At 41.2% G+C, this 14,291-nt stretch carries 10 protein-coding genes and 1 tRNA gene; 6 read left to right on the forward strand and 5 right to left on the reverse strand.

What is annotated here, in order from left to right; all coding sequences use genetic code 11:
* Nucleotides 1-49: 49 nt before the first annotated feature.
* The 3 genes from J0A69_RS03800 to uvrA all read right to left on the reverse strand — a co-directional run bounded on the left by J0A69_RS03800 (nt 50) and on the right by uvrA (nt 3,798).
* Nucleotides 50-124 (reverse strand) — tRNA-Val (locus tag J0A69_RS03800).
* Between the two features lie 187 nt (nt 125-311).
* Nucleotides 312-842 carry a hypothetical protein gene (locus J0A69_RS03805; RefSeq protein ID WP_206585179.1) on the reverse strand — a complete coding sequence of 177 codons (531 nt, stop codon included), beginning with the start codon at nt 840-842 and terminating at the stop codon, nt 312-314.
* Nucleotides 843-981: 139 nt separating this feature from the next.
* Nucleotides 982-3,798: an excinuclease ABC subunit UvrA gene (gene uvrA / locus J0A69_RS03810; protein ID WP_206585180.1), complete on the reverse strand. Its 2,817-nt coding sequence runs from the start codon at nt 3,796-3,798 to the stop codon at nt 982-984.
* A gap of 140 nt (nt 3,799-3,938) precedes the next feature.
* Here uvrA and pnuC point away from each other — a divergent pair, with 140 nt between their 5' ends.
* Genes pnuC through J0A69_RS03825 form a run of 3 tightly spaced genes read left to right on the forward strand, consistent with a single transcriptional unit; the run spans nt 3,939 to nt 6,596 of the window.
* A complete protein-coding gene (gene pnuC / locus J0A69_RS03815; RefSeq protein WP_206585181.1) occupies nt 3,939-4,553 on the forward strand; it encodes a nicotinamide riboside transporter PnuC in 615 nt (204 codons plus the stop codon).
* Nucleotides 4,543-5,073, forward strand: a complete 531-nt coding sequence (locus J0A69_RS03820) for an AAA family ATPase (RefSeq protein ID WP_206585182.1) — start codon at nt 4,543-4,545, stop codon at nt 5,071-5,073. Before pnuC ends, J0A69_RS03820 begins: the two co-directional genes overlap by 11 nt.
* Complete coding sequence (locus J0A69_RS03825; protein WP_206585183.1) at nt 5,070-6,596, forward strand: arylsulfatase; 1,527 nt, start codon at nt 5,070-5,072, stop codon at nt 6,594-6,596. Before J0A69_RS03820 ends, J0A69_RS03825 begins: the two co-directional genes overlap by 4 nt.
* A gap of 24 nt (nt 6,597-6,620) precedes the next feature.
* On the opposite strand, the gene J0A69_RS03830 is transcribed toward J0A69_RS03825, so the two are convergent.
* Nucleotides 6,621-7,706: a serine hydrolase domain-containing protein gene (locus J0A69_RS03830; protein ID WP_236032608.1), complete on the reverse strand. Its 1,086-nt coding sequence runs from the start codon at nt 7,704-7,706 to the stop codon at nt 6,621-6,623.
* A 122-nt stretch (nt 7,707-7,828) separates the two neighbouring features.
* The gene (locus J0A69_RS03835) at nt 7,829-9,370 is read right to left on the reverse strand and encodes a M20/M25/M40 family metallo-hydrolase (RefSeq protein ID WP_206585184.1); all 1,542 of its coding nucleotides are present in this window, start codon (nt 9,368-9,370) and stop codon (nt 7,829-7,831) included.
* Nucleotides 9,371-9,539: 169 nt separating this feature from the next.
* Here J0A69_RS03835 and J0A69_RS03840 point away from each other — a divergent pair, with 169 nt between their 5' ends.
* From J0A69_RS03840 to J0A69_RS03850, 3 genes are read left to right on the forward strand one after another with little or no spacing between them, the layout of a single operon-like run.
* On the forward strand, nt 9,540-10,571 hold the full coding sequence (locus tag J0A69_RS03840) for a family 43 glycosylhydrolase (RefSeq protein ID WP_206585185.1): 1,032 nt from the start codon (nt 9,540-9,542) through the stop codon (nt 10,569-10,571).
* Between the two features lie 17 nt (nt 10,572-10,588).
* Nucleotides 10,589-12,730: a beta-L-arabinofuranosidase domain-containing protein gene (locus J0A69_RS03845; protein WP_206585186.1), complete on the forward strand. Its 2,142-nt coding sequence runs from the start codon at nt 10,589-10,591 to the stop codon at nt 12,728-12,730.
* Nucleotides 12,731-12,734: 4 nt separating this feature from the next.
* Nucleotides 12,735-14,267, forward strand: coding sequence for a glycoside hydrolase family 43 protein (locus J0A69_RS03850; RefSeq protein WP_206585187.1), 1,533 nt, complete (start codon nt 12,735-12,737; stop codon nt 14,265-14,267).
* Nucleotides 14,268-14,291: the final 24 nt, after the last annotated feature.

The following is a 14,291-nucleotide window of genomic DNA, read 5'->3' on the forward strand; positions in this document are numbered from 1 at the left end:
TTCTTTATGGATTACTGACCTCTTTTACTCTTATAGATAAAAATCAATGTGGGACCTAGGGGATTCGAACCCATGACCTCTGCCCTGTCAAGGCAGCGCTCTAAACCAACTGAGCTAAGATCCCAATAGACAATGCGCTTTAAACCTCCCGATAGCTATCGCGGATGAGCTAAGATCCCAATATACTTCTCCTGAATTGCTTGCGAATATAGATCAGCCAAAACAGCTATGCAAGATTGAATAATCAGATTTCAAATCAGGAGATTGTCAAAGAAATACAGAACTAAAAATAATCCTTTAATAAATATCAGCTATAAAGTCTCTGCCCGAAAACTATTCAAAATTGCAGTAAAAATGGGTTTGACGTTATTGTATTCGCCGGCAGGTGCCGAACCTACGATTTTGAAGTTCTGATTGAGCTTTTCGAACATATAAAAAACACCAACCTGGTCACCTTTTTCCCCATGTGAAAACTCAACCCATGAAGCTGGACTTTCATCAATTGTTGTATCGCCATTTTTGAGGACAGTGAAATTTTTATAGTCTTCGGGCAGGATATACTGTACCTCAAATAGAAAATCTTCTTCTACCGATTGACTTTCCAAAAGCGACTCAAATTTTTCTGTTCCTACTGCTTTTTCCACATAGGTGAGAGTTAGGTAGGCATCTTTTACGTCTTGGGATTCAATAATGTAATCGTACCCATCATCCCTTACCTGCCATCCTTCAGGTAGAACATAGCTGAATTTAATTTCAGGATCTTTGACCTCAACTCTATTTTGGGCAAATGAGATTAGAGGCAAAAAAGCAAAGGCAAGGATTAGTAGCAATCGGTCAATCATGATGAATTTTGAATTAGTTTCAGATTATACCTGAACTAATATATTCATCAGATTTTCCTTCAGAAAATTCTCGCTATAAATTTAAGGTTAATTAAGACTTTAGCTGTTAATAAGTACAGTTTTGTGCTTTCTTCAGTCACTACACAAAAGACTCCCTCAAATACTTCGCAGTATAATTTCCTTCTTCCTTCATCATATCTTCTGGGGTTCCTTCGAATGTCAAATGACCTCCTTTGTTTCCTCCTTCAGGCCCTAAATCAATCACCCAATCGGCTGATTTGATCACTTCTGTATTATGCTCGATGATGATGACAGAATGTCCCTGATCAATCAATGCATTGATAGAATGAAGCAGTTTTTTGATATCATGGAAGTGAAGTCCTGTTGTCGGTTCGTCAAAAATGAACAGAATATGATCTCCTGATTTGGTGCCACCTTTGCCAAGGAAGGATGCCAATTTCACACGCTGGGCTTCCCCGCCGGAAAGGGTATTTGAGCTTTGCCCCATTCCAATATATCCCAAACCTACCTCTTGAAGAGGAAGTAGCTTGTTGACAATTTGTGTTTTGCCCTTGAAGAACTCAATGGCTTCATCGATGGTCATGTCGAGGACCTCAGAAATATCTTTATCCTTGTATTTGACATCCAAAATCTCATTTTTGAAGCGCTTCCCTTTACAGGATTCACATGTCAAGTGGATATCTGCCATAAACTGCATTTCCACAGTCGTAATACCTTCCCCAGAGCAAGCTTCACATCGGCCACCATCTACGTTGAAAGAGAAAAATGCCGGTTTATAGTTTCGTTGTTTGGAGATTGCCTGTTCAGAAAAGAGTGCCCGAATGGCGTCATAGGCCTTCACATAAGTTACTGGATTGGAGCGGGAAGATTTACCAATTGGGTTTTGATCTACAAATTCAATTTGTGAAATAGATCGATAATCACCCTCAATTTTGTCATACTTTCCACTTTCATCTATGACAGTTCCAAGCATTTTCCCCAAAGCTGGGTACAACACTTTTTTCACCAAAGTAGACTTACCAGAACCTGAAACTCCTGTAACAACTGTAAGGGTATTCAAAGGGAATTTTACCGTGAGGTTTTTCAGATTGTTCTCCCTTGCTCCTTTGACCAAAATACTGTCTTTCCATTTACGGTTTCCATCTTTCTTGAAAATCTGCTCCTCTCCTCTAAGGTATTTCGCAGTATAAGTTTGGGCCGAAGCCATCAAGTCTTCGATAGGTCCCTGGAATAGCAATTCTCCTCCATTGACTCCTGCGTCTGGTCCAATGTCTATGATCTGGTCTGCGGCTTTCATGACTTTTTCCTCATGTTCCACCACAATTACTGTATTGCCCAGATCACGCAAGGACTTCAATACGCCGATTAAGCGATCGGTATCTCTAGGATGAAGTCCGATGCTTGGTTCATCCAAGATATACATAGAGCCCACCAATGCTGAACCTAAGGAAGTGGCCAATTTAATCCGTTGAAATTCCCCTCCAGAAAGCGTAGATGTCAATCTATTCAATGTCAAATAGCCTAATCCTACTTCATCCATGTAAGAAAGTCTGCTTTGGATTTCCTTTAAAAGACGATTTGCAATTTTGGCTTGATGGGAAGGGAGTTCAAGTTTATTGAAAAATTCCAAAGCCTCATCAATTGGCATCAGAACCAAATCAGTGATTGATTTTCCTTCGATTTTCACATAGGAAGCATCTTTTCTAAGTCGCGTTCCTTTACAGTCAGGACAAGTGGTGCGTCCACGGAATCGTGAAAGCATCACTCGATATTGGATTTTATGTGTTTTGGATTCCAGATCCTTGAAAAAGTCATCCAAGCCTTTGAAATACTTATTTCCAGTCCAAATTAGGTTTTGCTCTTTCTCTGTAAGTTCGTTGTATGACCGGTGGATAGGGAAGTCAAATTCAATTCCTTTTTTCAATAATGGCTCCAACCAGCTTCTGGAAGATTCCCCTCGCCATGGGGCAATCGCTCCTTCATAAACTGACATTTCCTTATCCGGAATGACCAAATCTGGGTCTATTCCGAGCACATTTCCAAAACCTTCGCAGGTTCTGCAGGCTCCATAAGGATTGTTGAAAGAGAAGAAATTCACTGATGGGATTTCGAATTGAATGCCATCTAGCTCAAATCGATCAGAAAAAGTGCGTGTTTCCTTACCTGGAACAGTAATTTTGCAATCCCCATGGCCTTCAAATAAGGCAGTTTGAACTGAGTCAGCAATTCGGAATTGATTGTCTTCATCATCCTTAATCACTGATGCCCGGTCTATTAAGATCTCGTATTTCCCTTTTGGCACTTTCTTTTCGCCCAGCAGATCTTCTACGAAATAAACCTCTTCATCAATCAAAATTCGGGTATAGCCCTTTTGCAAGAGCAATTCCAATTCCTGCTCGATTTTACGCCCTCTTTCCATTTGAAGGGGACAGGAAATCATGACTTTAGTCCCTTCTTCAAAAGACTGTACAAAATCAACAATGTCAGTTACTGTATGATGCTTTACTTCCTTGCCAGAAATTGGAGAGATGGTTTTACCGATTCTTGAGAAAAGCAACTTCAGGTAATCATAAATCTCAGTGGTAGTTCCGACTGTGGATCTTGGGTTTTTCGTGTTGACTTTTTGCTGAATCGCTATGGCAGGAGCAACACCTTTGATGTATTCCACATCCGGTTTTTCCATTCTGCCGAGAAACTGACGAGCATAAGAACTCAAACTTTCCACATACATGCGTTGCCCTTCGGCAAAAAGCGTATCGAAAGCCAAAGAAGATTTTCCTGAACCAGATAGGCCTGTGACCACTACCAATTTATTCCTTGGAATGGCCACGCTCAGACTTTTCAGATTATTGACCCGTGCATTTTTGATGATGATAAAATCCTTCGGATCAAGGGAGTCAATGTCGGTTTTAGCGGATAAAGTGCTCAAAGTCATAGCTGGCAAAGTTAATCAGGAAAGAGGGAAAAGGGTAATAAGTCCCAAAACTTGTTGATCAAACTTGATAAGTTTTGATCGGTTTGTTTATAACCAAAGTTTAGAGGGAATAGGTTTAGAAAATTTCACTTATTTCGGGTATGGATTTACAATGGTTCCTAGATGGCTTATCCGAAGGACTAAGAAACATGACTTGGCTGGAAGCTGTCGCCGTGTTTTTTGGAATTGCTTCGGTTTTTTATTCCATGAAGGAGCATATTTGGGTTTATCCTACAGGGATTATCTCCACGCTGATTTATGTTTGGATTTGCTTCCAATATAAATTGTATGCTGATATGGGCATCAATGCTTACTATTTTAGTATGTCAATTTATGGCTGGTATGTTTGGACTCATCCCAAAACCGGAGTAGATGTTTTGCCGGTAACCTGGCTTAAACCAAAAGGCTGGCTTATAGCTTTGGGTATATTTCTGATTTCCTATCTCACCTTATATTTTGTTTTATCCACATTTACCGATAGCGATGTGCCTTATTGGGATTCTTTTACCACAGCATCGGCTTTTGTGGGTATGTGGCTAATGGCAAAAAAGAAAGTGGAAAACTGGATTTTTTGGATCATCACCGATCTTGTGTCAGTTCCACTCTATTTTTATAAAGGTCTTATTTTGACAACGGTCCAATTTACCTTTTTCACTGTATTGGCTACCATGGGCTTGATTGCCTGGATAAAATCTGCAAAAGCCTATGAAGCCTGAAAGAATCTTAATTTTAGGACCCGAATCTACTGGTAAGAGCACCCTTGCTTCGGACTTATCCACATATTATAATGAACCTTGGGTTCCTGAATATGCCCGTGAATACTTGGATCAATTGGGTAGAAACTATGAATATGATGATTTATTGGAAATAGCTAAAGGCCAGGTTCGGCTTGAAGACCAATTGGCTTTGGAGGCGGATAAGTTCCTTTTTTGTGATACAGATTTACGAGTTATCCACATTTGGTCAGAGCATCGATTTGGGAAAACCCATCCTTGGGTAATGGAACAGATAGCCAAGCGAGACTATAGTTTGATTTTATTGACAGCTACAGATTTGCCTTGGGAACCAGATCCATTAAGGGAATATCCTGAACTAGAGATGAGGCAATATTTTTTTGAAAAGTATCTTAATTTGGCAAAAGCAAGCGGATTTCCTTTCGAAGTAGTCTATGGTAGCGAAAAGGAAAGGTTAAATCAGGCAATTGAATACATTTCCACCCATATTAATTTGAAATGAAACAGGCATTTATAATCCTCTTCGGAGCATTGGTGTTATTGGGTTGCAAGCCTGAGGAAGAGAAGAATCGAAAGCCCAATTTCGTCTACATTTTAGCCGATGATTTGGGATATGGAGAGGTTGGCTATCAAGGACAGGTGAAAATTCAAACTCCAAATATTGACGCTTTGGCTGCTTCAGGGATGGTTTTTACGAACCATTATTCTGGTGCTCCGGTCTGCGCTCCAGCAAGATGTATTTTGCTGACGGGCAAACATGGTGGGCATGCCTATATCCGAGGAAATGATGAGTGGAGAGAACGAGGGGAAGTTTGGGATTATGCCAAAGCTGCTGCGGATCCTAATTTGGAAGGGCAGAGACCCTTGCCAGGGGGAACGGTAACTTTAGCTTCAATTTTGCAGAAAGAAGGATATAAAACTGGAATTGTGGGGAAATGGGGTTTGGGTGCACCGACTACAGAAAGCATCCCTACCAAAATGGGCTTTGATTATTTTTACGGCTACAATTGTCAACGACAGGCCCATAATCTTTACCCTCCTCACCTTTGGGAAAACGAGACTAAAGTTCCTTTGAATAATCCCATAGTGGTTCCGAGCACAAAATTAGATTCTTTAGCTGACCCAAATGATCCTGCCAGCTACAAGAAATATCAACAGCAGGATTATGCGCCAACTTTGATGCATGAAAAGGCTTTGAGTTTTCTGGAAGAAAATAAAGATGAACCGTTCTTTCTTTACTATGCATCTCCATTGCCACATGTACCGCTTCAAGCCCCTTTGAATGATGTGGATAAGTATCACGAAGAATTTGGAGAGGAGGATCCTTACACCGGAGTTAACGGCTATTTTCCAAATAGATATCCACATGCCACTTACGCAGCTATGATTTCGCTTCTTGACCAACAAATTGGTGAAGTAAGAAATAAACTAAAAGAATTGGGTCTAGAAGAAAATACCATCATTGTAGTCACCAGTGACAATGGGCCCACCTATACCGGAGGAGTAGATTTTGATTACTTCGAAAGTTCAAAGCCTTTTACCAATGGCTATGGTCGAACCAAAGGCTTTGTTTACGAAGGAGGGATAAGGATTCCAATGCTGGTGAGCTGGCCTGGAAAGGTTGAAGCTGGATCAAAAACGGATCATATTTCCGCTTTCTATGATGTGCTGCCAACGATTTGTGATTTATTAGGAATTCCTGCTCCTGCCGATGCTGATGGCAAAAGCTTTCTTCCCACGCTATTGGGAAAAGAGCAAGAAGAACATGAATATCTGTTTTGGGAATATCCTGAATATGGTGGTCAACAAGCCGTGAGAATGGGAAAATGGAAGGCGGTTCGCCAGAATATAATGAAGGAAGAAAATCTGGAAATTGAGCTGTATGATCTATCCATTGATCCAAAAGAGCAAAATAACGTAGCAGCTGCCAACCCGGATCTTGTGAAAAAAATGGAGGAGATAATGCAAAAAGAACACTCCACTCCAATATTGGATCGCTTTAAAATGGCTGCATTAGGCGATTAATTCAATTGTACTCAATCGAATTGATTACCATTTTCCTAAAGAGAGTGTTGCTGCCTCTACCAAACGCATCATAACTGGATGGTAATTATTATTCAGAATAATGATGGTTTTATTCTCTTCGATGTAGCGTACAATAATGGTTTTATAGCCAGGATTATCTCCTGTGTGCATGACCATTTTTCCCAAAGGACTTTTCGGCTCCAATTCCCAACCAAAACCATAATAGCTTCTGGTTCCATCATTGAGTTTTGCTGGGGTGAATGCAAGCTCCATGGTTTCTTTAGAAACTAATTTTTCTCCATACAAAGCCTGATCCCACAACAACAGATCCTCGGCGGTACTGCTGACCCTTCCAGGGCCTTTTCTATTTCCTAGCCAAACAGTGTAGTCTGATGATCGGAAATTATTGGCATTGACATAAGTACCGTTTTCATCTTTGATATGGCCAACAGCAAAATTCTTAACCTTAGCTTTTGCTTCAGGAGATCGAATTGCTGTGGATTTCATATGAAGTGGCTTAAAAATCCATTCCTCTATCAAATCCACAAAATCTTTTCCAGTGGCTTTTTCCACAATGCTGGCAAGGAAAACGTAGCCAGTATTACTGTATTGATATTTTTCTCCCGGCTCAAAAAGCATTGGAGGCTGGTATTTATTCAGGTAGACTAGGATATCTGTATTTCCTGCTACTTTGCTCTTATCCCAATGCTCATCCATTACCGCCTGATAATCCGGCAACCCACTGGTATGATGCAGCAATTGACGAATGGTGATTCCTTTGTAGGGGATTTCCAGATACTTTTCCACCGGATCATCAAAATTCAACAGGCCTTTTTCCTGACACATCATGATCATCATGGCTGTGAATTGCTTTGAAACAGAAGCCATTTCAAATATGTCAGACTTCTTCAATGCCACATGATCCTCAAAGGATCGCATTCCAATTGCTTCCTCCATTAGGATCTCTCCATCTTGAGCAACTAGGATAACACCAGAAAAACCTTCTGATCTGGCTTTTTCGACAGCATCAACAAGAATTCGTTCTTGGGCGAACCCCGGAATCATGAAAAAAGAAAATACAAGAAAAGAAAGGGTTAAAAATTTCATCATGGGGAAGGCGTTAAGGTTATAGAAAAATACGAAACCTTTTCTTTTTCCACTAATTGGTACTTAGGACACCATAAAAAAAGCCACGAAAAATCGTGGCTTTAATTAGTTATTTAAGAAGGAGATTAATCCATTCCGCCTTTTCTTGTTGGAGATCTTTTGGTTGGCCATTCTGTTGGTTCACCATTTCTTCCAACCGGAATTCTAACTTCTCTGGAAACCATGTTGTCTTCTTCGCTAGCCAAATATGCCATGATAGCAGCCATGATTACATTGCTTTGCACATCATCAAAAACGATTTTATCATAGGTATCCAAATTGGTATGCCAAGTGTAATTGAAATAAGACCAGTTCAAAGAGCTCAAGGAGAAAGCTGGAACACCTGCTGCTACAAAAGAAGCATAGTCAGATCCGCCACCGCCAGGATTTCCTGGGAAGTTTGTTTCAATATCACGGGTGATTTCTCTTGGTACTTTAGACATCCATCTGCCTAAGTATTCGTAGCTGTCCACAAATCCTTGTCCAGAGACATTTGCCACTCGGCCGGTACCATTATCCTGGTTAAACAATACCTGGATTTTTTCCATCATTTCTGGATGATCTTCCACAAAAGCTCTGGATCCATTCAAACCTTGCTCTTCAGATCCCCAATGGCCCACCAAAATTGTTCTTTTTGGATTTGGATACACCTTTTTCAATACGCGCATCACTTCCATCATCATGATTGTTCCGGTACCGTTGTCGGTAGCGCCTGTACCGCCATCCCATGAATCAAAATGAGCAGATAGCATGACATATTCATCAGGCTTCTCTGTTCCTTTGATTTCAGCAATTGTGTTGAAAGTTGGTACTACGCCAAGATCTTTAGACTGTGCATTCAAATTGATCTGAGGTTTTTCACCACTTTCTGCCAATCTGAAAAGTAAGCCATAATCTTCTAAAGAAAGGTCGATTGTAGGAACTTTAGTGGTAGAAGCAGAGAAGATTTTATTGGCGCCAAAACCCTGAGACCAATAAGAAGTAATAATTCCCAAGGCACCAGCATCTTCAAGAGCCAAAGGCAATTCTCTTCTTCCTTTTCCGGTTTTTTGAAGTCTGGCGTTCCAAGCTCTATTCATCTCGGTACGCTCTTCTTTCATTTTTTCGAAGGATTCCTCAGTTGCAAATTCCTCCCAGTTGTAATCCGGTCTACCCGTAATCTGTGGAGCGGAGATCATTACATATTTTCCTTTGACAGAAGGTAGCCATGCTGCAAAAGCTGCTTCATCTGCCAAATCAGGAATTGTCACTACTTCACCAACTGCACCCCCTTGTGGAGAAGTTGGGCTCCAAGCCAATTGCTGACCAGCAAGAGATTTGGTCCAAGGAGCGATCATATCGATATGGGTGATTCCTCTTTCCCATCCTTTCCACTCACCCCACTGTTCGTTGCGGGCTTCAATACCCCAACCTTGATATTTTTCCACTGCCCAATCATGAGCATTTTTCATTTGAGGAGTGCCAACCAATCTTGGTCCGATTCCATCCATTAGCTCATGAGCAATCTGCTTCAGCTGAGAATTTTCAGTTTCTTCCTTGATGATTTGGTCTATGGTTTCATCTTGGGCCTGCACTTGTGACCCAAGGATCAATAGTAATCCAAGACCGAATAGGTAGTTTTTTTTCATTGCTGTTTAGTTTAGAATCTAAAAATATCTTTAGAAAGTGGTATTTCCACACCGCTGGTGGATTTGTGCTTAATCTTATCCTTTTCGGTATTGTTTTAAAAACAGATCAATTAAATTGTGACCCTTTGATTCAATGCACAGCAAATTCAGCTGAATTAACTTTAGACCCATGTCAATTTTTCTAATCCCCCTTTACTTGTTTTTTTCCTTTTCTGACTTCACCATGGAGCCAGAAGGCATAATTGAAATCGGAAGAATTTCCTATCAAAACCCGGTTTTTGAGCCGGTTCTAGCAGATCCTTCTGTCATCCAGGTTAAAGATGAATTCTATGCTTATGGTACCGAGGACAATTGGGGAGAGGAAGGTGGCTACCATTTGGTTCCGGTTATCAAATCAAAGGATTTGGTGCATTGGGAGCAGGTAGGAAATGCCATGGTCAAAAAGCCGGATTGGAAGGCAAAAGGAGGAATCTGGGCACCGGATGTCACCTTGGTTGGGAATCAGTTTTACATGTATTATTCGTTTTCTACATGGGGAGATCCTAATCCTGGGATAGGATTGGCAATTGCTGATAAACCAGAAGGGCCCTTTATAGATCAAGGATCGGTATTTACCTCCGAGGAAATCGGTGTAAAGAATTCAATTGATCCGTTTTTTATCGAAGAGAAAGGAGAGAAATTCCTAATCTGGGGGAGTTTTCATGGTCTTTTTCTGACAAAGCTTTCTAAAGATGGAAAAAAGGCAGTAGGGTCGAAAATCCAATTAGCAGGAAATCATCTGGAAGCTGCCTATGTCCATCAAAAGAACGGATACTATTACCTTTTTGGATCTGCTGGAACTTGCTGCGAAGGAGCGAAAAGTACTTACAGAGTATTGGTGGGAAGGTCCAAAAAATTGGAAGGACCCTATCTTGATCATGCCGGGAAACCGCTTTTAGAAGAGGGCTCTGGAAAATTGGTCTTGACTAAAAATAAGGAAGAAAATGGCTATGTAGGGCCGGGGCATAATTCAGAGATTGTGACAGATGCTAAGGGTGAGGATTGGTTTTTGTATCATGCCATGGATAGTAAAAATGCAAAACTCGCCAACGGAGTGAATAGGCGAGTTCTCATGCTCGATAAAATTCAATGGGAAGAGGACTGGCCTACCGTAAAAAATCAGGAACCAAGCACGGAGCAGACTGAAGCACCGGTGTTTTAGCCATAAATTCAATACTGATGAAGTTTAATTATACAATTCAAAAGGCTTTTTCTATCTCCCTCTTGGTTTTCATTTTTTCATGCGAAAAAAAGAACTCCATCTCGGATGAAGTCACCTTTATTGATCGGATTCCCAATGCCCAAACAAATGAGTTTTATGTCAGTAATCGGGCTCCTTTGGCACCAAGTGCTCTGATCAAACTACCTGTTGGCGCAGTCAAACCTGAGGGGTTTCTGAAAGAATATCTCCTTAGACAAAAAGATGGCTTGACTGGTAATTTGGGAGAAATATCCGCTTGGCTACAAAAGGAGGACAATGCATGGCTCTCTCCTGATGGAGAAGGAAAATGGGGCTGGGAAGAAGTTCCTTATTGGCTCAAAGGTTATGCAAATATCGGTTATATCCTTGAAGACCCGAAAATCATAAAGGAGGCAATGATCTGGATAGAAGGAACGCTTAAAAGCCAACGGGAAGACGGGAATTTTGGGCCAAAACACTTTGACGGAGATAATCAGGATTTTTGGGCAAATATGATCATGCTCTACTGCCTACAGTCCTATTACGAGTATTCGGAGGATCCAAGGGTTTTGGAACTCATGACTAATTACTTCAAGTATGAGCTGAGTGTACCTGATGAGAATTTTTTGGAAGGCTATTGGCAAAAACTGAGAGGGGGAGATAATCTTCGCAGTGTTTTTTGGCTCTATAACAGAACAGGTGATAAGTTTTTATTAGAGTTAGCAGAAAAAATCCACAGGAATACCGCGAATTGGGAAGGCAGAGATTTACCTCTTGACCAAATCAGAAACTACTATGAAGTCAGAGATGGTGGGGAAGTTCCGGATTGGTATCGCGATCAGGTCGATTGGCATAATGTAAATCATGCACAAGCATTTCGAGAGCCTGCTCAATATTATCTGCTTTCAAAAAATGAATCAGACTTAGAGGCCAGCTACGAGAATTTTAAAATTATCCGGGAACATTTTGGACAGGTCCCGGGCGGAATGTTCGGTTCAGATGAAAACGCAAGACCGGGTTATGCCGATCCTCGACAAGGGGTTGAAACTTGTGGGATGGTGGAGCAGATGAATTCTGACGAACATCTTTTACGGATTACCGGAGATCCATTTTGGGCAGACCACGCAGAGGAAGTTGCCTTTAATACCTATCCTGCAGCTGTCATGCCTGACTTCAAAGCCTTGCACTACATCACTTCGCCCAATATGGCTCTTTTGGATGCAGAGAATCATGCCCCTGGAATCTCCAATTCAGGTCCTTTTCTTTTGATGAACCCGTTTAGCTCCAGATGCTGTCAGCATAACCATTCCCAAGGTTGGCCATATTTTATTGAAAACATGTGGATGGCTACACCGGATAATGGGGTTGTCGCTGCTCTCTATGGAGAAAATACCGTGCAAGTGAAAGTGGGTGACGGGACAGAAGTGAAAATTGAGGAAAGCTCGCATTACCCTTTCGAGGAGGAAATAAATTTTGAGCTTTCGATGGAAAAAGAAGTGAAATTTCCTCTCTATCTAAGAATTCCTGCTTGGGCAAAAGGTGCTGCAGTATCCATTAACGGAGAGCTTGCAAAAGATAAAATAGACGGAATTGGTTTTGTGAAAATTGAAAGAACATGGAAAAGCCAGGATAAAATCACTTTGCAACTTCCCATGGAAATCAGCACAAAGCGATGGGAAAAGAACAGCAATAGTTTGAGTATCATGCGAGGGCCATTGACTTATTCTTTGAAAATCAGGGAGAAATATCTGAAAAAAGACAGTGATGAAACCGCCATTTGGGATTCTAAATGGCAGGAAGGAGCCGATACAAAAAAATGGCCTTCTTGGGAAATTCGCCCCGTTACAGATTGGAACTATAGCCTAGTAATTGATGAAAATGACCCAGCTTCATCATTGGAGGTCATGCATGGCAAATGGCCAAAGTCTGATTTTCCATTCACGCTTGAGGAGGTTCCCATTAAAATTGTGGCAAAGGCCAAGCAAATTCCAAAGTGGCAACTAGACCAATATGGTTTGGTAGGTGAATTAAAAGACCTTCCAACCACAAGTGATCAACCGATTGTAGATGTTACCCTGATTCCTATGGGAGCAGCGCGATTAAGAATAACTGCTTTTCCTTATTTGGAAAATAACCAATAAACCTATGAACCTAATTAGAATAGGGCTTTTCAGCCTCTTTTTTAGTTTAATAATCAATGCAAATGCACAAATCGGAGGGATTGCAAATCCGGTTTTGGCAGGAGATAGACCCGATCCAACAGTTGTGAAAATCGGCAATGATTATTATGCCTCGGCCACTTCGAATGAATGGGCACCGCTTTTTCCGATTTTCAAATCCAAGGATTTGGTTAATTGGGAGCTTGTCAATTATGTTTTTCCAGTCGGGGCACCTGATTGGGCTAAAAATAACTTTTGGGCACCTGAGCTTTCTTATGATGAGGAGCAAAAGAAAATCTACGCTTACTATACTGCTAGAGATAAGAGCAGCAATCGATTAAGCGTGGCTGTAGCTAGTGCTGATTCTCCGGAAAGCAAATTTACAGACCATGGACCTTTGGTAGCTCAGGAATATGGATCCATTGATGCTTTTGAAACGAGAGACGAGAATGGGAATCTATATGTGCTCTGGAAGGAAGATGGAAACAGTAAAGGTCAAAAAACTCCTATTTGGGCCCAAAGGGTAAATGAAGATCGGACAGAATTGATCGGTGAAAAACATGAGCTATTTCGCAATGACCAGGAATGGGAAGGTCAGCTAGTAGAGGGAGTTGCGATTTTTAGGAAGAATGGCTATTTCTATGCGACTTACTCAGCTCGTGGTTGCTGTGAAATTACTTGTGATTATGTCACTGGAGTGGCCAGAAGTAAATCGCTTTTAGGTCCTTGGGAGAAATATGATATGAATCCAGTGCTCAAGGATAATGAAAACTGGAAATGTGCTGGACATGGTACAGTGGTAGAAAAAGGCGGAGACCTGTTTATGCTTTATCATGCCTATAATAGAGAAGGAAGTGTTTATGTAGGCAGACAGGGCGTTTTGGAAAAGATAACTTGGACTGCAGATGCTTGGCCTGTTTTAGCAAACAATGCAGCTTATGAACGAAGCAAAAAATCACTCGAGTTTACAGATACTTTTGAAAACCGACTAGATCCTATCTGGCAATGGCGAGTAACTCAGGACATCCAATATGAAACCGGAAAAGATGGACTGAAGCTGCAGGCATCTAATGAAAATGAAGGTTTGGGGACATTGCTGGTTCAAGGCACTAAATCTCTAGACTATCAATACGAAGCTACTATAGTTCCCACCGAGGAAGCTCAAGCTGGCCTAGCTGTAATTGGTGGAGCGAATAATGGATTTGGGGCTCCAGTAGCCGGAATGGGGGTTTCTATCCTAGGAAATGAGATTACACTTTGGGAAACAATCAATCAGAGTACAAAAGTCTTGGGAACTCAGACAGTTCCTGCCGGTAAAGAAGTTAAATTGATCCTGAAAATGAAAGATGGATATCTAATGACCACTTCCGCCGAGGTTGATGGCAAGGAATATTCAATCGGCGAGGAGCAGGACGTCAAGCATTTGGTTCCCTGGGGAATGGGCTTCAGATTGGGCTTGGTAGCCAAAGGAAGCGATGATTCCTCCGTACAGTTTAAGACTGTCAAAATCCTTTATTAATGAATTTTTACCTATTTCAATTTT

Origin of the sequence: Algoriphagus pacificus (assembly GCF_017254845.1) — a bacterium.
Taxonomy (GTDB): Bacteria; Bacteroidota; Bacteroidia; order Cytophagales; family Cyclobacteriaceae; genus Algoriphagus; species Algoriphagus pacificus.

What these genes read in the sequence shown, in the direction of transcription:
- J0A69_RS03850 (WP_206585187.1), top strand. Translation starts at nt 12,735, where the DNA reads ATGAACCTAATTAGAATAGGGCTTTTCAGCCTCTTTTTTAGTTTAATA.
- pnuC (WP_206585181.1), top strand. Translation starts at nt 3,939, where the DNA reads ATGGATTTACAATGGTTCCTAGATGGCTTATCCGAAGGACTAAGAAAC.
- uvrA (WP_206585180.1), bottom strand. Translation starts at nt 3,798, where the DNA reads ATGACTTTGAGCACTTTATCCGCTAAAACCGACATTGACTCCCTTGAT.
- J0A69_RS03845 (WP_206585186.1), top strand. Translation starts at nt 10,589, where the DNA reads ATGAAGTTTAATTATACAATTCAAAAGGCTTTTTCTATCTCCCTCTTG.
- J0A69_RS03840 (WP_206585185.1), top strand. Translation starts at nt 9,540, where the DNA reads ATGTCAATTTTTCTAATCCCCCTTTACTTGTTTTTTTCCTTTTCTGAC.
- J0A69_RS03835 (WP_206585184.1), bottom strand. Translation starts at nt 9,370, where the DNA reads ATGAAAAAAAACTACCTATTCGGTCTTGGATTACTATTGATCCTTGGG.
- J0A69_RS03820 (WP_206585182.1), top strand. Translation starts at nt 4,543, where the DNA reads ATGAAGCCTGAAAGAATCTTAATTTTAGGACCCGAATCTACTGGTAAG.
- J0A69_RS03825 (WP_206585183.1), top strand. Translation starts at nt 5,070, where the DNA reads ATGAAACAGGCATTTATAATCCTCTTCGGAGCATTGGTGTTATTGGGT.
- J0A69_RS03830 (WP_236032608.1), bottom strand. Translation starts at nt 7,706, where the DNA reads ATGATGAAATTTTTAACCCTTTCTTTTCTTGTATTTTCTTTTTTCATG.
- J0A69_RS03805 (WP_206585179.1), bottom strand. Translation starts at nt 842, where the DNA reads ATGATTGACCGATTGCTACTAATCCTTGCCTTTGCTTTTTTGCCTCTA.